This window comes from Luteibacter jiangsuensis (assembly GCF_011742555.1).
GTDB lineage: Bacteria > Pseudomonadota > Gammaproteobacteria > Xanthomonadales > Rhodanobacteraceae > Luteibacter > Luteibacter jiangsuensis.
The window spans coordinates 19865-39135 of sequence record NZ_JAAQQR010000003.1 but is presented as its reverse complement, the minus strand read 5'-3'; the positions used below and the strand labels follow the sequence as shown (position 1 = coordinate 39135).

17 protein-coding genes and 1 pseudogene are annotated in these 19271 nt (G+C 66.1%); 12 read left to right on the top strand and 6 right to left on the bottom strand.

The genetic code is table 11. From position 1 onward, the window contains the following. Positions 1 to 26 precede the first annotated feature (26 nt). The 12 genes from HBF26_RS06995 (at position 27) to HBF26_RS06940 (ending at position 10033) form a co-directional block, all read left to right on the top strand. Positions 27 to 956 (top strand): PNPOx family protein, encoded by a 930-nt coding sequence (locus tag HBF26_RS06995; RefSeq protein ID WP_167124486.1) that lies wholly within the window; start codon positions 27 to 29, stop codon positions 954 to 956. A gap of 27 nt (positions 957 to 983) precedes the next feature. Further along, on the top strand, positions 984 to 1898 hold the full coding sequence (locus HBF26_RS06990; RefSeq protein WP_167124484.1) for an alpha/beta fold hydrolase: 915 nt from the start codon (positions 984 to 986) through the stop codon (positions 1896 to 1898). Between the two features lie 186 nt (positions 1899 to 2084). Further along, on the top strand, positions 2085 to 2618 hold the full coding sequence (locus HBF26_RS06985; protein ID WP_167124482.1) for an energy transducer TonB: 534 nt from the start codon (positions 2085 to 2087) through the stop codon (positions 2616 to 2618). A gap of 98 nt (positions 2619 to 2716) precedes the next feature. Then, the gene (locus HBF26_RS06980) at positions 2717 to 3013 is read left to right on the top strand and encodes a hypothetical protein (protein WP_167124480.1); all 297 of its coding nucleotides are present in this window, start codon (positions 2717 to 2719) and stop codon (positions 3011 to 3013) included. A 144-nt stretch (positions 3014 to 3157) separates the two neighbouring features. Further along, the gene (locus HBF26_RS06975) at positions 3158 to 3493 is read left to right on the top strand and encodes a hypothetical protein (RefSeq protein ID WP_167124477.1); all 336 of its coding nucleotides are present in this window, start codon (positions 3158 to 3160) and stop codon (positions 3491 to 3493) included. 59 nt (positions 3494 to 3552) lie between these two features. Beyond that, on the top strand, positions 3553 to 4092 hold the full coding sequence (locus HBF26_RS06970; protein ID WP_167124475.1) for a gamma carbonic anhydrase family protein: 540 nt from the start codon (positions 3553 to 3555) through the stop codon (positions 4090 to 4092). Between the two features lie 77 nt (positions 4093 to 4169). After that, on the top strand, positions 4170 to 6215 hold the full coding sequence (locus tag HBF26_RS06965) for a M3 family metallopeptidase (RefSeq protein WP_167124473.1): 2046 nt from the start codon (positions 4170 to 4172) through the stop codon (positions 6213 to 6215). 53 nt (positions 6216 to 6268) lie between these two features. Further along, the gene (gene xth, locus HBF26_RS06960; protein ID WP_167124471.1) at positions 6269 to 7036 is read left to right on the top strand and encodes an exodeoxyribonuclease III; all 768 of its coding nucleotides are present in this window, start codon (positions 6269 to 6271) and stop codon (positions 7034 to 7036) included. Then, positions 7033 to 7704 carry a YecA/YgfB family protein gene (locus HBF26_RS06955; RefSeq protein WP_167124468.1) on the top strand — a complete coding sequence of 224 codons (672 nt, stop codon included), beginning with the start codon at positions 7033 to 7035 and terminating at the stop codon, positions 7702 to 7704. Before xth ends, HBF26_RS06955 begins: the two co-directional genes overlap by 4 nt. Positions 7705 to 7944: 240 nt before the next feature. Beyond that, on the top strand, positions 7945 to 8778 hold the full coding sequence (locus HBF26_RS06950; protein ID WP_167124466.1) for a pirin family protein: 834 nt from the start codon (positions 7945 to 7947) through the stop codon (positions 8776 to 8778). Positions 8779 to 8904: 126 nt separating this feature from the next. Continuing rightward, a complete protein-coding gene (locus tag HBF26_RS06945; protein WP_167029634.1) occupies positions 8905 to 9588 on the top strand; it encodes an HAD family hydrolase in 684 nt (227 codons plus the stop codon). An 88-nt stretch (positions 9589 to 9676) separates the two neighbouring features. Then, positions 9677 to 10033, top strand: a complete 357-nt coding sequence (locus tag HBF26_RS06940) for a hypothetical protein (protein ID WP_167029637.1) — start codon at positions 9677 to 9679, stop codon at positions 10031 to 10033. A gap of 376 nt (positions 10034 to 10409) precedes the next feature. Here HBF26_RS06940 and HBF26_RS06935 read toward each other — a convergent pair. The 6 genes and pseudogenes from HBF26_RS06935 to HBF26_RS06910 form a co-directional block, all read right to left on the bottom strand. Continuing rightward, positions 10410 to 13166 (bottom strand): annotated as a pseudogene (locus tag HBF26_RS06935) (discoidin domain-containing protein); the annotation flags it as partial. A gap of 1 nt (position 13167) precedes the next feature. Beyond that, entirely contained in the window at positions 13168 to 13989 is an 822-nt protein-coding gene (locus HBF26_RS06930; RefSeq protein ID WP_167029643.1) for a carbohydrate ABC transporter permease, read from the bottom strand. Next, on the bottom strand, positions 13986 to 14864 hold the full coding sequence (locus HBF26_RS06925) for a carbohydrate ABC transporter permease (protein ID WP_167124462.1): 879 nt from the start codon (positions 14862 to 14864) through the stop codon (positions 13986 to 13988). Before HBF26_RS06925 ends, HBF26_RS06930 begins: the two co-directional genes overlap by 4 nt. Further along, positions 14861 to 16132, bottom strand: coding sequence for a sugar ABC transporter substrate-binding protein (locus HBF26_RS06920; RefSeq protein WP_167124460.1), 1272 nt, complete (start codon positions 16130 to 16132; stop codon positions 14861 to 14863). Before HBF26_RS06920 ends, HBF26_RS06925 begins: the two co-directional genes overlap by 4 nt. 8 nt (positions 16133 to 16140) lie before the next feature. Further along, a complete protein-coding gene (locus tag HBF26_RS06915; RefSeq protein WP_205287600.1) occupies positions 16141 to 17619 on the bottom strand; it encodes a glucoamylase family protein in 1479 nt (492 codons plus the stop codon). 119 nt (positions 17620 to 17738) lie between these two features. Beyond that, positions 17739 to 19259, bottom strand: coding sequence for a tryptophan halogenase family protein (locus HBF26_RS06910; RefSeq protein ID WP_167124458.1), 1521 nt, complete (start codon positions 19257 to 19259; stop codon positions 17739 to 17741). Positions 19260 to 19271 lie beyond the last annotated feature (12 nt).

The window sequence follows — 19271 nt, the reverse complement described above, 5'->3', positions numbered from 1 at the left end:
CGTACACCCACGGCGGAACGATCGCGATGAACGACCTCAGTAACTTCCATGACGGTGAACGCGCGGTACAACGCCGCGCCGGTGAAGCCTTCATCGCGGAGCGCAATGGGGCCATGGTGGCGCCGACCGTGGTTCGTGGCGCGCGACCGTTCATCGAGAGTCAGTTCATGGTGGTCGTCGGCAGCGTCGACGGGCAGGACAGACTCTGGGCCTCGGTGCTCTACGGCCGGCCAGGATTCGCGCGTTCGTCCGATGGAAGCACGGTACGCATCGACGCGCCCTCCGGCACCCGGGACATGGAAGACCCCCTCTGGAGCGCCTTGCGCGCCGGCGTGCCGGTGAGTCTGCTCTTTATCGACCTGGGCACTCGCCGCCGTTACCGCGTGAACGGCGTGTTGCGCGAGATCGACGAAGGTGGCTTCGACGTCACGGTGCGCGAGGCCTTCCCGAACTGCCCGAAGTACATCCAGCGGCGGCAGCTCCGCGCGCTGGACGAGGCGCCGCGACGGGCGCAATCGGCGTCGGGCACCGTGCTTGCCGGCAGCGTCGCCGCGATCGTGCGGCAAACCGACACGTTGTTCGTGGCGAGCCGCCATCCAAGCGCTGGTCTCGACGTGTCGCATCGCGGCGGTGATCGTGGCTTCGTCACCATTGTCGACCCGGCCACCCTGCGTATCCCCGACTACGCCGGCAACAGCCTTTTCAACACCCTGGGCAACTTCGCCGTCGATCCCCACGCGGCCATCGCGATCCCGGACTTCGATAACGGACGCTTGTTGCAACTGACCGGCACGGCAACGCTGCGCTGGAACGACGAAGGCCCGGGCGACGACACCGGGGGCACGGGACGGTCGTGGGATTTCCGCATCCGGCACTGGGTACTGCGCGACGCGATGCAGCGCGCCACCTGGGATTACATCGACGCATCGCCGTACAACCCGCATCCGCGGGCTTGAAACTTCCCAACCTCAGAGGAGCACGACATGAGCAGCAACGCCGCGGCCAGCCGCCCTACCGCACGCCTTCCCGTCGTCTACCACCGCAGCATGGAGATCGACGGCGTCAAGCTCGCCTATCGTGAAGCCGGCCCCGCCGACGCGCCGGTGGTGTTGCTGCTGCACGGATTCCCCACGTCGTCGCACATGTTTCGCCATCTGATTCCCGCGCTGGCTGATCGCTACCACGTCATCGCGCCCGATTATCCCGGCTATGGTGAGAGCGGCAGCCCCGATCGTTCGACATTCGACTACACGTTCGCCAACTTCGGGAACCTCATTCGCACGCTGCTCGAACGCCTCCACGTCGATAGCTATGCCATGTATGTGATGGACTACGGTGCGCCCGTGGGCTGGCAGCTCTTCGTGAAGGATCCGGACAAGCTCACCGCGCTCGTCGTGCAGAACGGCAACGCCTACGAAGAAGGCCTCAAGGCGTTCTGGGATCCGATCAGGGTGTACTGGGCCGACGGTGCGGCCGCGAGCCGCGACGCATTGCGCTGGCTGGTGAAGCTCGACACGACCATCTTTCAGTACACCGACGGTGTCGACGACAAGGAGCGCATCTCGCCCGACAACTGGATCCACGACCAGGCGCTGCTCGACCGGCCCGGAAACGAAGACATCCAGATGGACGTGATGTACGACTATCGCAACAACGTGCCGCTCTATCCGGAGGTGCAGCGCCTGTTCCGCAAGCACCAGCCGCCGACCCTCATCGTGTGGGGCGAGCGGGACACGATCTTCCCCGCCGACGGTGCGCATCCGTACAAGCGCGACCTTGAGGACCTGGAGTTCCACCTGATCCCCACCGGCCACTTCGTGCTGGAGGACCGTGGCGACGAAGTCATCCCGATGATCCGCGACTTCCTCGACCGCCGCATCGGCCACGCGAAGGGGTGAGTTCACGGCAAGACCGGCAACGACCGCTCCCGCCCGAAGGCGGGAGCGCGCGTGACGGTTCGTGTCGAGCCTGGCCGCGAAGCCGCTGCCACCGGGCTGCAACAATCGGGCGGGAAGATGGCGCGCCCGCCGGGGCCGGCCGACAGGGGGCCTGCCTGGTTGCGGGATGCTCCTCCGGATTTCCCCATGTTGAAGCTCCACCTTGCCGCGCCTCCCCGCCGCGCGGCCATCCTCGTTGCCGCCGCGGTCGTCGCCGTGGCAGCGGCTGCCGTGTTCGCGTCGATGCACCTGCACCGCACGGGCGCCGCAGGCACGTCCGACACCGACGCCCCCACGACCGCCGCGAGCGACGATGCCGGTTCGAGCGGCGTCGACATCCTCCTTGGGCTGGCGCGCGAGGCCACGCGCGACGGTCGCCTCGTGTCGCCGCAGGGCAACAATGCGTACGAGTATTATCTCAGCGTGATTCAGCTGGAGCCGACGAACGCCACCGCGCAGGATGCACTGCGCGAGACGCTACCTTTCGCCGCCCAGGAAATCGAACAGCTGATCAACCGCCGGCAGCTGGACGAGGCACGTCGTGAAATCGCCTTGCTCCGCGACTACGACGCGACGAACTACACGCTCATCATCCTGGGTGCGAAGCTCGATGCCCAGCAACAGGTCGTCACCGCCGAAGACGAGGCGAAGGCCGACGCGATGCGGCGGCGCAACGGCTAGCCGAATTCAGGTCGGGGACATAGCGTTTGGCCGGGGGTCATGCTCGGGACGGCTCGCGGCGCCATAATGCCGGCACCAATCAGGCAAGGAGCCTTTCCATGAGCCGAGCGAGTTCGCTCTTTTTCCCGCTGATTCTCGCCGTGGCCGCTGTCAGCGGCTGCCATGCGGGGGCGACGACGCCTACCAAACCCGTTGCCGGTTTCGTCACCGACATGGAAGCGTTCGACGCGTTCATTGCGACGAAGCCCACCCCCGAACAGTTCCATCTCGCCTATCCCGACGTCCTGCTCGTGACGCCCGGCACCATGACGACGAGGGAAATGCGCCAGAACAACAGTCGCTATTTTCCGAAGATGGATGCGGAAGGCCGCATCGTCGGCGGATCGTTCATGTAACGCGGTGCAAAGGCCTACGATTTCTGTGGGCATGACAGAAGGGCTGATTCAGGTAACGCAGGTGCTGTGTAGGCCAACGTGCTTGCGGGTATCCCACCGCAGGTCGCGGTGAAGCCCTTCAACGCCCATTGGAGTCCAAGAATCATGGAAAAGATGATCCGCACCGCCCTTGCCGCCCTGCTCGTTGCGGCCCCGCTCGCCGCAACGGCGGAAACCGGTTCCTCCCAGGCCGCGCGCAGCGGGCATAACGGCAACGGCGTGCTCGTCGCCGGCGGCGGTTCGTGCGGCGTGACCGACCTCGCAGCCTTTGCACAGTTCATCGCGGGACGGCCGACCGTCTCGGCCTTCCAGGCGGCATACGGCTGCGTGAACCTGGTTCTTCCGGGCGACTTCTCCACCCGCGAGCTCCGTCACGACAACAGCCGCTACTTCGCCGAAGTCGATTCGTTCGGCCGCATCGTGGGCGGCTACTTCGAGTAAGACGCCGGGAACGCCCGCCAGGGCGTTCCCTCCCCGCGGCCAGCGACTACAATGGCGCCATGTCATCAGCGATCCGCCCTTTCCGGGGCATCCTTCCGCGCCTCGGCGCGCGCGCCTATGTCGACCCCGCCGCCACGCTCATCGGCGACGTCGAACTGGCCGACGACGTGTCGATCTGGCCGGGAGCGGTGCTCCGCGGCGACGTGCACCATATCCGTATCGGTGCGCGTAGCAACGTGCAGGACGGCGCCGTCGTCCACGTGACCCACGACGGCCCGTACACGCCCGGCGGTTTCCCCACGATCGTCGGCAGTGACGTAACGATCGGCCACGGCGCCGTCATTCACGCCTGCACGATCGAGGACGGTTGTCTCATCGGCATGCATGCCACCGTCCTGGACGGGGCCGTGGTGAGGAAGAACGGATTCGTGGGTGCCGGCGCCGTGGTCGCGCCCGGCAAGGTGGTCGGCGAACGCGAACTCTGGCTGGGCAACCCGGCCCGGATGGTGCGTGTGCTGTCCGACGCCCAGGTCGAACAGCTCTACTACTCCGCCACGAACTACGTCCGCCTGAAGGACGAGTATCTGGGCAGCGTGTAGCCGGCGCCCCTGCACGTCTTCCTGCTTGATTTGGATGCGCCGGGGCACCACGCTGATCGCCTGACAGGAGATCAGCCATGGATACCCAGACCAACCCCCTGCTCGACCCCAACGGCCTGCCCGCCTTCTCGGCCATCCGGCCCGAGCACGTGGAACCGGCCATCGACGCCCTGGTGGCGGAGCAGCGGGCCGCCATCCAGCACATCGCCGCAGCCGACGGCGTGCGCGATTTCGAGCATGTGATGCTCGCCCAGGAGCGCCTCGACCAGACGCTGGCCCGGGCCTGGGCGCCAGTGAGCCACCTGCATTCGGTGGCGGACTCCGAGGCCCTGCGCAAGGCGCACGGCAATGCCGAGGAGAAGCTCACCGATCTGGGCATCGAGGTCGGCCAGAACCGCGATCTTTATGCCGCCGTGCAGTCGGTGGCCGACCGCGACGATTTCGCTTCCCTTCCCGTGGCCGCGCGTGCCGCCGTCGACCATGCGCTGCGTGACTTTCGCCTTTCGGGCGTGGCGCTGGAAGAACCCGCGCGCAGCCGCTTCCGCGAGATCGGCGTGGAGCTTTCCCGTTTGACCACCGAGTTCTCGAATGCCGTGCTCGATGCCACCGAAGCGTGGCACAGGCACATCACCGACGAGCGCGATCTCGCCGGCATTCCGGCGTCGGGCCGCGCGGTGCTGCGCGAATACGCGCGCGAGGAAAACCTCGAGGGTTTCCTGGTGACGTTGAAACAGCCGAGCGTACAGGCTGTGCTGACCTACGCCGAGAATCGCGATCTGCGCGAGGCGGTGTACTACGCGTACCAGACGCGCGCCTCCGACCAGGGTCCTTCGAAAGGTAAGTTCGACAACTCCGAACGCATCGAGAAGATCGTCGCGCTGCGCCATGAGGCCGCCCAGTTGCTAGGCTTCGCCAACGCCGCCGAAGAATCGCTCGCTACGAAGATGGCCACTTCGCCCGACGTGGTTCTGGCCTTCCTGCGCGACCTGGCCGCGAGGGCGAAGCCGGTGGCGCGCAAGGAACTGGACGAGCTGCGCCGCTTCGCCACCGAGGAGCTGAAGATCGACAACCTGGAACCGTGGGACGTGGCTTTCGCCGCGGAGCGCCTGCGCCAGCGTCTCTACGCCATCGACGAAGAACAGATCAAACCGTATTTCCCCGCATCCGCCGCCATCGACGGGTTGCTCATGGTGGTGGAGCGCCTGTACGGCATCCGCTTTGCGCCGCGCACCGACGTCGACACATGGCACAAGGACGTCACGTACTACGACCTGATCGATGCCGACGGTACGGTCTTCGCGGGTGCCTACCTCGATCTCTATGCGCGGTCGGGCAAGCGCGGCGGTGCCTGGATGGACGTGTGCGCGGCCCGCTTCCGCGACGGCGAGCGGCTGCAGCTGCCCGTGGCCTTCCTTACCTGCAACTTCCCGCCGCCGACCGAAGGCAAACCCGCCCTGCTCACGCACGACGACGTGCTCACCCTGTTCCACGAATTCGGCCACGGGCTGCATCACATGCTGACGGAGGTGGACATTCCGTCGGTGGGCGGCATCGACGGCGTGGAATGGGACGCCGTGGAACTCCCGAGCCAGTTCATGGAGAACTTCGCCTGGGATCGCGATGCACTGCGCTCGTTCGCAAAGCATTACGAAACCGGCGAGCCGCTGCCCGACGACCTGTACCAGCGCATGCTCGACGCGCGCCACTTCCATGCCGGCCTGTTCCTCGTGCGCCAGCTGGAATTCGGCCTGTTCGATTTCCGCCTGCACCTCGAATACGACCCGGCCCGGGGTGCCCGCCCGCTGGACGTACTGGAGGAGGTGCGGAGGGATGTGGCCGTGTTGCATCCCCCGGCATGGCAACGCTTCCCGCATGCGTTCACCCACATTTTCGCGGGCGGTTATTCGGCCGGTTACTACAGTTACCTCTGGGCGGAGGTGCTCTCCGCCGACGCCTTCGAGGCGTTCGAAGAGGTCGGCGTGCTGGACCGCGCCACGGGCGAACGCTTCCGCAAGGAGGTGTTGGCGGTGGGTGCCACGCGTCCCGCGCTGGAATCGTTCAAGGCCTTCCGCGGGCGCGAACCGCGTCCGGACGCGCTGCTGAAGAGCTACGGCTTGGCCTGAGCCGGCTGCCGCGCGGCGCGGGTCGCCGCGCGGCTTTCCTTTACAATGGCGCCATGAAGATCGCGTCATGGAACGTCAACTCCCTCAAGGTCCGGCTGCCCCACCTCCAGCAGTGGCTGGCGGAAGCTCAGCCCGACATCCTCGCGCTGCAGGAAACCAAGATCGTCGACGAGAAGTTTCCCGTCGACGAAATCGCGGCCATGGGTTACCGGGCGGTGTTCTCGGGCCAGAAGACCTATAACGGCGTGGCGATCCTCGCGCGCGACCAGCCCGTCGACGCCGTGACCGACATCGAGGGCCTGGACGACCCCCAGCGGCGCATCCTCGCCGCCACCGTGGGCGACATCCGTGTCGTGAACCTTTATGTGGTGAACGGCAAGGCCATCGGCGACGAAAAATACGCCTACAAGCTGCATTGGCTGGCCCGCGTGCGCGATTTCCTCGCGTCGGAAATCGCCCGTCATCCCAAGCTGGTGGTGCTCGGCGACTTCAACATCTGCCGCGACGACCGCGACGTGTACGACCCCGTGGCATGGGGCGAGGACATCTTCTGCTCGCCGCCGGAGCGCGCCGCGCTCCAGGCGCTGCTCGATGTCGGCCTTCATGACAGTTTCCGTCTTTTCACCGAAGATGCCGGCCTTTTCAGCTGGTGGGACTACCGGCAGGCCGCGTTCCGTCGCAACATGGGCCTGCGGATCGACCTCATCTTGATCAGTGATGCGCTCAAATCCGTCGCGACCTCGTCGATCATCGACAAGGCACCGCGCAAGTGGGAACAGCCGTCCGACCACGCGCCCGTCGCGCTGGAGTTGAACCTTTGAATACACCCAAGTCCGAATGGCCGAGCTCCCTCGACGACAAGGAACTCGAAGAACTCGACACGTATCTGCGCGCGCACGGCGGTGAGGGCGACCTCATGCTCGACGGCGTGCACGGGCTTCTTTCGGCGGTGGCCATCGGTCCGCTGGAGGTCAAGCCCGAAGAGTGGCTGCACGAGGTACTGCACGACGCCTTCGACGACGAGGACGAGGGCAATCGGGTGCTCGCCCTCCTGGCCAAGCTCAACGATTCCATCAGCGCCGAACTCGACGTCGACGCGTACGAGCCGATCCTGGGCGAGGTCGACACGGAAGAAGGCCCGCTGCTCTCGGCCGCCGGTTGGTGCGAAGGCTTCAGCCGCGGCATCGACATGCGCGCCCAGATCTGGGAAAACCGGCTGGCGGAAGACCCCACGCTGATGCAGCTGCTCGGTCCGATCATGGCCCTGGCCGTGGACGAAGGCGTACTCCAGGCGGATACCGAGTTCGAGAAGCTCACCGACGAGGAATACGACGAGTGCCTGGGCCAGCTGCCCGGCGTGCTCAACGCCGTCGGCGACTACTGGCGCGAAAACCCGCCCAGCGAGGCCGAGCTCCAGGCTCTCGTCCGCCCCCGCGCGGAGGGAGAGGAAGGCCCGCCAAGACAGCGCGCCGGCCATTGGGTGCACTGAGCGCACAGCGGGCCGACTTGCCGCGAGCACCCATCGCCGCTGAAGCGGCTCCCACAAAAAAGCCAGTCCGGTCTGTGTGGGAGCCGGCTGTGCCGGCGATCCCGCGGCAGCGGGCCAGCGCTCCGTCGCCGTTGAAGTGGCTCGCATAAAGGGTGCCGCCTGGAAACGCAGCGTTCGTGCGGGATGTCTTGGCGCAGGGTTGCCCAGAGCGCATCTTGTGCTTCAACAAAGGAGCACCCCATGACCACCCAACGCCACATCACCCGCCGCGTGCGCGGCATGGACACCACCGACGGCGCGGGCGTGAAGCTCAAGCGCGTGATCGGCCAGCCGGCGCTCGACATGCTGGACCCGTTCCTGCTGCTCGACGAATTTCGTTCCGACCAGGCCGGCGACTACATCGAAGGATTCCCCGAGCATCCGCACCGGGGTTTCGAGACGGTGACCTACATGCTGGCCGGCCGCATGCAGCACGGCGACAACCATGGCAATCGCGGCGACCTCGGTCCCGGCAGCGTGCAGTGGATGACCGCCGGCCGCGGCATCCTGCATTCCGAGATGCCGCAGCAGGAAGAGGGCCTCATGTGGGGCTTCCAGCTGTGGGTGAACCTGCCCGCCGCTGACAAGATGGTCGAGCCCCGCTATCAGGACATTCCGCCTGCCTCGATCCCGGTCGTGCGGCCGGCCGAGGGCGTCACGGTGCGCGTGGTGGCCGGCGAACTGGCGGGAGCGAAGGGCCCGGTCAGCGGCATCAGCACCGAACCTGTGTACCTCGACATCGCCCTGGACGCCGGTGCGCGTTTCGACCTGGCGCTGCCGGAGGGCCATAGCGCCTTCGCCTATGTCTTCGACGGCGAGTCCGCGACCGTGGCCGGCGAATCGCTGGCGCGTAGCGAACTGGCGGTGCTTTCGAAGGGCGATTCGGTGAGCTTCGCCGCCGCGCAGCCCGCCCGGGTCCTGCTCGTGGCCGGGCGGCCGCTCGCCGAGCCGGTGGCTCGGTACGGCCCGTTCGTCATGAACACACCGGCGCAGATCCACGAGGCGATCGCGGATTTCCGGGCCGGCAAGTTCTGACGGACCCCGAGGAAGCGCTCCCAGGACCGGGAGCGCTTTTCGCAGTGCGCCATCGCAGGGGCCATATCTCCCGGTTCGCCTGGCCGCGCACGACAAAACCACCCGCCTGCCTGTACTCTGATGGGCATGTCCAGACAAAAGCATGCCTTTCTGTTCGACCTCGACGGCACCCTGGTCGATAGCGTCTACCAGCACGTGCTCGCGTGGAAGGAATCGCTCGACATGGAGGGCATCGACCTTTCCGTGTGGCGCATCCATCGCAAGATCGGCATGAGCGGTGGCCTGTTCACGGACATCCTGCTGCGCGAGACCGGCACGGAAATCACCCCGGACCGCATCGACCGCCTGCGTCGCAACCACGCGGCGGCCTATGGCCGGCTGGCCGAAGCCGGTGCCGTGCGGCCGCTGCCGGGCGCCGTCGAACTGCTTGCCTGGCTGACGGACGCCGGCATTCCCTGGGCCATCGCCACCTCCGGGCGCATGGAAACGGCCTCGCACAACATCGCCGCCCTGGGCGTCGATCCGGCCAAGGTGCCGGTGGTCACGCGCGACCAGGTGCGCCATGCCAAGCCCGACCCCGACCTGTTCGTCACGGCGGCTCAGCGCCTCGGCACCGATATTCGCGACGCCATGGTGATCGGCGACGCCATCTGGGACATGCTGGCCGCCCAGCGGGCCCGGGCCCTCGGGATCGGCCTGCTCTCGGGCGGTTACGGCGAGAACGAACTGGAACGGGCGGGGGCCTACCGGGTGTTCGAAGACCCGGCGGACATGCTCCGGCACATCGACGAAATCGCGGCGCGAAGCTGAACGGATTCAATAAGTTCCCTACGGCGTTTAGCCGGGGGACGGGTAGGGGTTCGTAGCATTGGCCCGTAAGAAAAGGATTTGACCGACCATGCGCTTTGTCTTCACTGCGGTTCCTCTTATCGCCGCCTTCATCATCGCGGCCTGCTCGCATTCCGAGCCCACCGCGCCAGTCGCCTCCCCGGCGGCGGCGTCCACGGCTGCGTCGCCCGCTCCCGGCAAGACGGCCCCGGCCAACGCCGCGCTCGGTTCGCCCGAGTGGTATGCCTGGGTGGACAGGGTGCTCGCCGTCAGCGACGACGGGCACGGTCCGCAAGCCGGCACCGCGGAATGGAATCAGGCCGTCAATCGCAAGCTGGGTCAGGAAGCCCCGCAGAGCCAGCCCGGCTCCGCAGAGTGGCAGCAAGCGGTGGACGCCCTGCTCCGCACCCGCGTGGCGACGCACTGACCGGGCTCGGGAACCGCCCCACTGTTGTGGGAGCCGGCTATGCCGGCGATCCCGCGGTAGCGGGCACGCTTGCCGCAAGCACCCATCGCCGCTGAAGCGGCTCCCACAAAAAGCCAGTCTGCTCAATGTGGGAGCCGGCTGTGCCGGCGATCCCGCGGCAGCGGGCATGCGTGCCGCAAGCACCCATCGCCGCTGAAGCGGCTTCAACAAAAAGCCAGTCTGCTCTATGTGGGAGCCGGCTGTGCCGGCGATCCCGCGGCAGCGGGCATGCGTGCCGCAAGCGCCCATCGCCGCTGAAGCGGCTTCAACAGGGTAGGCACCTCTAAAGCGGTGCGCGGAGAGTTAACTGCCCTTGGGGCAGTTTTATCTCGCCGGAGGGTAGCGACAGCACCATGCCCCCCGGCGCCTTCACCGGCTGGGTCACGGTCAGCAGTACCTCGCCGCCCTTCGCCTTCAACGTGTATCCGAACCGCCCGTACGGTGTGCGAAGGTCGCGGACGGCGATGCCTTCGCCTTCCAGCCATGACGACTGCACGCCCGCGGCGATCACCAGTGCCCCATCGGCCTCGCGGTCGTACGCGAACATGTCGAGCGCCGAGCGCACGTAATCCGAAGCGATCCACGCGTGTGGCATGTCGCCGACGAAACGCGGTTCGCGAGGGTCGCGACCCACCACTTCCGCCCACTGGTTCCACGCGGCAGGCCGGCGATCGGCGAAGAAGAAGGCCAGCAGTTCGTCCAGCCTGTCGCGCCAGCCAAGGCGAACGAACGTGGCCACCGTGCGGAGCTCGTACGGCGTGTAATCCTTCCATGCCGTCTTGCCGTCGCGGCGGGCGACGAAACCCTGCCAATATTTCTCGAAGGTGTTCTCCAGCAACTTTCGCGGCAGGCGCGACTGCTCGCCGCCCGGCGACAAGGCGATCGTGGTGGAGGTGGCGTCGAAGTCGCCGAGTTCGGCCGAGCCGGGAATGAAGTCGATGCCCTTCGCCTTTACGGCGGCGGCGATCGACGCGTGCAGGTCGCCGCGAAACTCGTCGCGGGAAGCGGCGAAACGCGCGGCGTCGCCTTCGTTCCCCAGCGCCCTGGCGAGATCCACCGCATCGTCGTAGCCCTTCAGCGCCCAGAAGTCGTCCCAGTAGGAATGCATCGGCTTTGCCGAATAGCCCTCGTGGCTGATCGACGCCGGCATCAGCCCGTAAAGCGCGCGATCCGTTCCGCCGAGTCTCGCGGGCTGTCGCTCGCTGGCGCGCAGCCGGTCCATGTACGACACGGCCTTCTGCACGTGCGGATAGAGGGCCTTCGCAGTGGCGCGGTCGTGCGTGTACCGCCATAGCTCCGCGACACTGAAGATGAGTTCGCCGTGGCTGTCGTTCTCCGGCACCGGATCGGAGCCGCGCGCGTCGACGCAGCACGGGACCTTGCCGTTGGAGAACTGGTGCGGGGCATACCAGCGGATGAAGTCGCGCGCCACGTCCTCGTGTCCAGTGCGCAGCAGGCCCTCGAGCATCATCGCGCCGTCGCGCACCCACGTGCGCGAATAGGAGCGCGTACCGGGTTGCAGGGCCGGGCCGTCTCGCGACATGAGAATCTGCGCGATGCCGCTCTTCACGGTGTCCACCAGCGGCTGTGCCGCTGCCGGTACCTCCACGGTCACGCGATCGAGCTTGTCGCGCCAGGCCGCGGCCACCGCGTCGGCGTGCGTCGCCAGCCACGCGCCGGCATCACGGGGCTGGGGAATACGCTCCGCCGGGTTTGCGGGTACGACCACGCCGAGGTCCACATGACCATGGGCCGGCACACGCAGGTCGTAGAGAAGCGCACCCTGTGCGAAGCCTTCAGCGTCATGCAGCTTTTTCACCACGGGACGCTCGCCCGCGTCGAGGCGCTCGGCGAGCGTTTTCGGCTGGTTGCCGCTGGCCACGAACGCTGTCGTCCGCTGCAACGGCAGCACGGTGCGCGTGCCATTGACGGTGAGCACGCCGCGGTCCCACGAAAGCTCGTCGATGCGACTCGTGCCGCCCGGTGCATTGAGGAACTGCGTGGGAGGATTCACCTGGAACGGCCGGGCCGCCAGTGCGAGGGTGACATCGCGCGGCGCATCGCCGTCGTTCGCCACGCGATAGGCCACCACCAGCTGCGAATGCCCCGGCGTGCCTTGCGCGAACGCCGTCGTGGTCAGAGCCAGCGTACCCGCATCCCATCGCACCGATGGCATCGGCAGGTAGCGTTCGCGCAACGACTGGGAGGATCTGACGTCGGCCCAGGTGACCAGCCTGCCGTCTTCGATGAGGAAGGGCTCGATGGAGAACCCGCCACGTGCCACCTCGACGGCCCCATCTTCCGAGATGAGCGCGGAATCACGACTGCCGCCGTCCACGCCGACGATCGTCCAGTACGACTGCTCGCCCGAAAAGCCGCGCGGATACAGACCGCGCCGAACCTGCTTCGCGCGCGCTTCGAAAACCGCGTTCGGTGTGGGCGGCGGGGCCGGCACGGCTTCCGGTGTGCGCGCGACCATGCGCAGGTTGTCGAAGCACACCTCGCCCCGGTTATCGCGCCCGCGCGAAGACGACGGGAGCGCTTCCTTGTAGATGACGAACTCCACCTCACGCGTATGTCGCAGGGTGCGATCCTTCGTCGGCCCCCAGGCGAATTCCACCTGCCGGCTGGTCGCTTCGATCGTCTGCCACTTTGCCGGCGGTGAGAACGACGTCTTCTGGAACCACCAGACGTTGTCGCCGCTGTCGTCGATGAACTTCAGTTGCAGGGTGTTCGGCGGCATGCTGCCGCGCACGTCGAAGCTGAGCGCGAAGGCGTCCGGAAAATCGATCGGAAGCGTCTTGCGGATGGACGCCGCGCCGGACACGCCGTTGAAGTCGTAGTTCAGGCACACGGCCTGCCCTGTCGCCCCCGCCACGGTGCTCAAGCTGGCGGTCACGTCGTCGGTGTGCGTGGCCTCCCAGCCGCTCGCGGTGTCGAACGTATCCAGCACGCCGGCATGCGCGGAGAACGAAAGCAAAAGTAGGAGCGCGCCCTGCGCGCGACATCTTTTCGCGAGACGTGACAGGGTCACCAGCGTGTTCGCAAAAGGCTGTTGCGCGCAGGGCGCGCTCCTACGGCGTGTCTTGGTCATCTCAGCCCTTCACGCTGCCGATGAGCAGCCCTTCGAGGTAGTAACGTTGCAAGGCGAGGAACAGCACGAGCACCGGCAGGATCGTGACGACGGAGCCCGCCATCATCAATTCGCTGTCCTGCACATGCTCGCGGGAGAGCGAGGCGAGCGCGATGGGCAGCGTGTAGTGTTCCTGCCCCGTCAATGCGATCAGCGGCCACATGAAGTCGTTCCACGCGGCCAGGAAGGTGAAGATGGCCAGCGTGACCATGATCGGCTTGAGCAGCGGCATCACGATGGTGGCGAAGATGCGGAACTCGCCGGCGCCGTCGATGCGCGCGGCTTCCATCAGGTCGTTCGGAATGCCGCTGGCGTACTGGCGCACGAGGAAGATGCCGAAGATCGTCGCCAGCGCGGGCACGATCACGGCCCCATAGGTGTTCACCAGGCCCATGTATTTCAGCAGGAGGAACAACGGCAGCATCGCCACCTGCGCGGGAATCACCAGGGCTCCCAGCAGCACCTGGAAGATGCGCTGGCGGCCCTTGAACTCGAGCTTCGCGAACGCGTATCCCGCCATGAGGTTGAACGCCAGCGAGATCACCGTGATACAGGTGGAGATCAGCAGGCTATTGAACAGGTAACGACCCATGCCCGCGTTCATGAAAAGCTGCCGGTAGTTGTCCAGAGTGGCATGCGTGGGTAGCACGGGCGGCGGCAGCGAACTGGCCTGTCCCTGCGGCATGAACGACACCGACACCATGTACAGCAGGGGCGCGATGGCGATGGCCGCACCACCGATGAGCAGGCCATTGATGAGGGCTTTCGCCACGCGCGGGCTCATGCCGGGGCTCCCTGCTTCGAGACGCGAAGGATCGCTGCCGTCACGACGAACATGATGACGAAGAGGATGAACGCCACCGCCGAAGCGGACCCGAGGTTCCACCATTTGAAGCCTTCCTCGTACATGAGGTACAGCACGGAGGTGGTGCTCTGCAGCGGCCCGCCTTCGGTCATCACGTAAGGTTCGGCGAACAGCTGGAAATAACCCGATACGGTGAGGATGCTCACCATCACCATGGTCGGCTTCAGCATGGGCAGCGTGATATGGCGGAACTGCGCCATGGCCGACGCGCCGTCGATGCGCGCGGCTTCATAGAGATCGCCCGGAATCGCCTGGAGTCCGGCCATGAAGATGATCATGTTGTAGCCGAAGTTCTTCCACACCGCGAACAGGATGATCGTGGGCATGGCCCAGTGCGGGTCGCCCAGCCAGTCCACGGTGGGTATGCCGAGCGAGTCGAAGGCATAGTTCACGAGGCCGTACTTGGTGTTGAACAGGTAGCGCCAGATCACCGCCACCGCCACGACCGTGGTCACCACCGGCGCGAACAATGCCGTGCGGAAGAAGGCCTTGAAACGAGCCAGCGGGGAGTTCAGCAGCATGGCCGCACCCAGCGACGCCGCCATGGACAACGGTACGCCCACCACCACGAAGTAGACCGTATGCCCCAGCGCCGACCAGAACAGCGGACGCTGCAACAGGGCCCAGTAGTTCTCCAGGGCAACGAAGCGCAGGTTGCGGATATCCGCCAGCGCATAGAGGTCGTAGTCCGTGAGCGACAGCACCAGGGCCGCTACCACGGGCAGAAGGAAGAACACGCCCAGCACGATCAGCGCGGGCGTGATGAACCACCAGGCGGCACGGGAAGTGGTCATGGGGAAGCCTTGTGGCCGTGGTCGAGCATCCAGCGCCGTTTCTCGAGCAGGCGGTCCGCGCGGCGGTCGATTTCCGCCGCGGCCTGATCGATGGTGAGGTCGCCATGGGCCGCCTGCGCAGCCACCAGCTGCATCTCGGTGACGATGCGTTCCCATTCGGCCACCGGCGGCGTGGGCTTCACGCGCTCGAGCTGGTCACGGAACGCGGCGGCCTTGTCGTCGTTCCTGAGGGCTGGCGCATTCCACGACGAACGTCGCGGCGGCATGTCGCCGAGGAGTTGATAGAACCGGTCCTGGATCTCCGGGCGCGAAAGAAACTCCACCAGCGCCCAGGCATCGTCCTTGTGCTTCGACCTGCGGTAGATCACCAGGCTCGAACCACCCGCGTTCGACGCGCCGGGGCCATTCGGACCCGGCAATGGCGTGGTACCCCAGCCGCCCTGCTGCTCCGGCGGCAGGCGCTTGCGGAACTCGCCGATGTTCCAGGGGCCGGAGAGGTAGAACGTGAAGAAGCCCTGGCCGAACGCGGCCCAGGGATTGCCGATGCCCACGTTCGTCATCATGGGCGCCTGCTGATCCTTGAACAGGGAAACGTAGAAAGCCAGCGCCTTCTTGAACCCCGGACTGCGGAAATTGCCGTAGCGGCCGTCGTCGCGCAGCAGCGGATCGTCCTGCTGCAGGGCGAGTGCAAGCAGTTGCTCGAACTCGTTCGTCGGCAGCAGCACGCCGTAGGTCTTGCCGGGCGGCTGCGACAGCTTCGCCATCATGGCCTTCCACTCCGCCCAGTCGCGGGGCGGGTGGTCGTAGCCGACCTTCGCCAGCAGGTCCTTCCGGTAGAACAGGAGGCGCGTGTCCACGTACCAGGGCACGCCATACAGATGCCCGTCGATGACGTTGGTGGACCAGATGGCGGGAAAGTAATCGTCGCGATCCACGACCCTGGAACCGGCCACGCGCGCATCGAGCGGTTCGAGCGCGCCAAGCGCCACCATCTCCGGAATCCAGGTATTGCCCAGCTGCGTGATGTCCGGCGTGGAATCGCCGGCATACGCCGTGAGCAGCTTCTGGTGCGCCGCCGTCAACGGAAGCTGCTGCACGGCCACGTGCAGGCCGGGATGCTCGCGTTCGAAATCGGGCAGCAGCTTGGCGACGGCTTCGCCTTCGCGTCCGATGGTCCAGAACTGCAGCGTGCGCGAGCCTTGTTCCTCCTTCGCACAGCCGCCCAACGCGGCACCGGCAAGCGCCACGCTCAGGCAAACCGCGCGCATGCCGCGTTTCACCACAGGTCGGCCGCCGCGTCGTCGTCGAGCCAGCCGCCCTTGAAGCCGGCGCGCTCCAGGCCCTTGCGAATGTACGGATTCTTCTTCATGACGTTCCAGACGAACTCGCTGCGGTAGTTCTCGATCATCAGCACGATGGGACCCTGATCGATGCCGAGGTGCACCGTGTCGGCCCAGCCGAAGCCCGGCACCAGACGGCCGGTGCGCAGATCGGTGCGGGTGTCGAAGCTCAGGTTGAACGCGTCGACGAAACCGTATTTCGTGTAGATGTACTGGCCGTACTTCTTCTTCATCTCCTCCAGCGCGGGAATGGCGATTTCCGGCGCGAACGCCACGGAGCCGCCGGCCGCGGTCGGCACGATGGTGCCGTCGTCGGAGATATAGTCGCGGCCCGCGCCACGGGCGGTGTAGCCGTAGAAGGTGCGCTCCTTGTCGCCCTGCTTCACGATCAGGCCACCGGGGCCGTTGCTCGCCGTGAGGCCCCACACGTTCTTGCCGTAGCCCTTCCAGCCGCCCGGATTGGCGACCGCATAGGCCTGCTGCGAGTACGTGGCGCGCCGGCTGTTCTCGAAGTAGTCGAGGTTGTGCGAGGTGTTCCATGCGTCGCGAATACCGCGGAAATCGACCCACGCATGCGAATACTGGTGACCGAACAGCGGTGCGAAGTTCAGGAAGGTCTGGCCGTGGAACTCGCCCCAGGTCTTGTCGTATGTCTTCGTCCAGGCGGGCCATGCATCGTCACCCACGGCATGCGTGGGCGAGCCAAGGGCCAGGATATACACCAGCATGCCCTCGTTGTAGCCGGCCCAGTCGTGCGGAATGAACTTGCCGCCGGGCGTCCATCCCATGCTGATCAGCGGCTTGTGGTTCTGCGCCCAGGTCCAGTCCACACGCTTGTAGATGTCGTCGGCGAGTTGGCGGATCTCCATCTCCTTCGCATCGTCGCGGTCGTAATAGCTCTGCGCGAACAGCACGCCCCCCAGCAACAACGTGGTGTCGACCGTGGACAGCTCCACCCAGCGGTCGTGGCGCTTGCCGGTGTCCATCTTGAGGAAGTGATAGAAGAATCCCTTGTACCCGGTGGCGTCGTCTTCCGAGTCGTTCTGCGGCGCATCGTGGAAGAAGCGCAGCGTGGCAAGCGTGCGCTCCACGGCCTGGTCGCGCGTGATGTAGCCGCGCTCGACGCCGACGCCGTATGCCGTTAGGCCGAAACCCACCGACGCGATGGAGGCGAACGAATTGGTCGGGTAGTGATCCGGCACCAGTCCGTTGGACGGGTTGGCGCTGTCCCAGAACCACTGGAACGTACGCTTCTCAAGGTCCGCGATCATCGGCGGCACGGGATGGACGTCGCGCACACCGACCGCCGCGGGCTTCGGCTTTGCCACTGCCTTCTGGGCCATCGCCATCGGTGCGGTGCAGGCGAGCACGAGCCCGAGGGCGAGGGAAAGGCGCTTGGTCGTCTTGGCTTGCATGAAGCGAATTCCTGATGGCGTAAACGTTTACATCGAGAGGTCGGATAAAGGCCCCGGAGGGCCTTGGTGGACTCTGGAACCATACGGGCCGAATCGCCGCGTGGCAATTGCCACGGCCATCAAGCCGCGACCGCCGGCGCCCGGCATTCGCGATCGATGAACTGCTGGTGCGTGGGCATCAGGTCGACGTTCCTCGACACCACGTCGCGCACGCTCGCGAGAAATTTCGGGAGGTCCTGTTCCGGCATCTGGTCCACCAGCGGATCGTAGCCATGCGGCATGACGCCCTGCCCGATCATCACCTGCACCCAGCTCACCACGCCGAACATTTCATCGGCATTGCGGAAGAAGCGTCCACTGTGAAGGAAGAGATCGATGTACGACTGCAGCGAGTCGGGAATGGCCATGGTGCGGCAATGGTTCCAGAACGGCGAATCGTCGCGCGTCGTGGCGTTGTAGTGCAGCACGAGGAAATCGCGTATGCGCTCGGCTTCGAAGCGGGTCTGCGCGTTGTAGCGATCGACGAGCACAGGATCGATCCGTCCGTCGGCCGGGAAAAGCTGCAACAGGCGGGAGATGCCCATCTGGATCATGTGGATGCTGGTCGATTCCAGCGGCTCCATGAAGCCGCTCGCAAGACCGAGCGCCACGACGTTGCGGTTCCATGCCTTCTTGCGCAGGCCGGTCGTGAAGCGCAGCGGGCGCGGGTCGTCCAGCGCCTTGCCATCGAGGTTGGCCAGCAGCGTCGCGGCGGCCTCGTCGTCGCCGATGTGCGCGCTGGAATAGACATAGCCGTTACCCGTGCGATGCTGGAGCGGAATGCGCCATTGCCATCCCGCCTCGCGGGCGGTGGAGCGGGTATAGGGCGTCGGCGTGGCCACCCGCTCGCACGGCACGGCGAGCGCGCGGTCGCACGGAAGCCAGTGGGTCCAGGCTTCGTAGCCCGTCTTCAGGGCGCCTTCGATGAGGATGCCGCGGAAGCCGGAGCAATCGATGAAGAGATCGCCTTCCACCCGCTCGCCGTCGGACAACACCACGGCGGCGACATCGCCGGATTCCGGGTGTAGCTCCACGTGCTGAACCTTACCCTCGGTGCGGCGCACGCCGCGCGCCTCGCCGTAGGCACGAAGAAAGCGCGCGTACAGTGCGGCGTCGAAGTGGTAGGCGTAGCCGATGCCGGCCAGCGGATTGCTCGCCGGTACATCGACGGGTGCCGGCATGAACTTGCCGCGTGCCGCCGCCACGGTATTCACGGAATACTCGTCCAGGTCGGCCGCGAAACCCGCGAGCCGTCCTTTCAACCAATACTGGTGGAACGGCGTCAGGCCCACGTCGTGGCCGATCGTGCCGAATCCATGGATGTAGGAACTGCCCAGACTGCCCCAGTCCCTGAACTGGATGCCGAGCTTGAACGTGCCCTGCGTGCGCGCGACGAATTCGGCTTCGTTCAGCCCGAGCAGGTTGTTGAACAGCTTGATGTGCGGAACGGTCGCCTCGCCCACGCCGACGATGCCGATCTCGTCGGATTCGACCAGCCGGACAGTGACCTGCTTGCCGAGCACGCGTGCAAGCGCGGATGCCGCCATCCAGCCGGCGGTACCGCCACCGACAACGACGATATGGGTGATGCCGTAGGTCATGACCGTCGCACG

Bases quoted from the DNA above. Each gene is read 5' to 3' on its own strand.
- HBF26_RS06990 (WP_167124484.1), top strand. From the start codon at position 984: ATGAGCAGCAACGCCGCGGCCAGCCGCCCTACCGCACGCCTTCCCGTC.
- HBF26_RS06920 (WP_167124460.1), bottom strand. From the start codon at position 16,132: ATGCGCGCGGTTTGCCTGAGCGTGGCGCTTGCCGGTGCCGCGTTGGGC.
- HBF26_RS06925 (WP_167124462.1), bottom strand. From the start codon at position 14,864: ATGACCACTTCCCGTGCCGCCTGGTGGTTCATCACGCCCGCGCTGATC.
- HBF26_RS06915 (WP_205287600.1), bottom strand. From the start codon at position 17,619: ATGCAAGCCAAGACGACCAAGCGCCTTTCCCTCGCCCTCGGGCTCGTG.
- HBF26_RS06940 (WP_167029637.1), top strand. From the start codon at position 9,677: ATGCGCTTTGTCTTCACTGCGGTTCCTCTTATCGCCGCCTTCATCATC.
- HBF26_RS06970 (WP_167124475.1), top strand. From the start codon at position 3,553: ATGTCATCAGCGATCCGCCCTTTCCGGGGCATCCTTCCGCGCCTCGGC.
- HBF26_RS06995 (WP_167124486.1), top strand. From the start codon at position 27: ATGAACGACCTCAGTAACTTCCATGACGGTGAACGCGCGGTACAACGC.
- HBF26_RS06975 (WP_167124477.1), top strand. From the start codon at position 3,158: ATGGAAAAGATGATCCGCACCGCCCTTGCCGCCCTGCTCGTTGCGGCC.
- HBF26_RS06980 (WP_167124480.1), top strand. From the start codon at position 2,717: ATGAGCCGAGCGAGTTCGCTCTTTTTCCCGCTGATTCTCGCCGTGGCC.
- HBF26_RS06945 (WP_167029634.1), top strand. From the start codon at position 8,905: ATGTCCAGACAAAAGCATGCCTTTCTGTTCGACCTCGACGGCACCCTG.
- HBF26_RS06950 (WP_167124466.1), top strand. From the start codon at position 7,945: ATGACCACCCAACGCCACATCACCCGCCGCGTGCGCGGCATGGACACC.
- xth (WP_167124471.1), top strand. From the start codon at position 6,269: ATGAAGATCGCGTCATGGAACGTCAACTCCCTCAAGGTCCGGCTGCCC.
- HBF26_RS06910 (WP_167124458.1), bottom strand. From the start codon at position 19,259: ATGACCTACGGCATCACCCATATCGTCGTTGTCGGTGGCGGTACCGCC.
- HBF26_RS06930 (WP_167029643.1), bottom strand. From the start codon at position 13,989: ATGAGCCCGCGCGTGGCGAAAGCCCTCATCAATGGCCTGCTCATCGGT.
- HBF26_RS06985 (WP_167124482.1), top strand. From the start codon at position 2,085: ATGTTGAAGCTCCACCTTGCCGCGCCTCCCCGCCGCGCGGCCATCCTC.
- HBF26_RS06965 (WP_167124473.1), top strand. From the start codon at position 4,170: ATGGATACCCAGACCAACCCCCTGCTCGACCCCAACGGCCTGCCCGCC.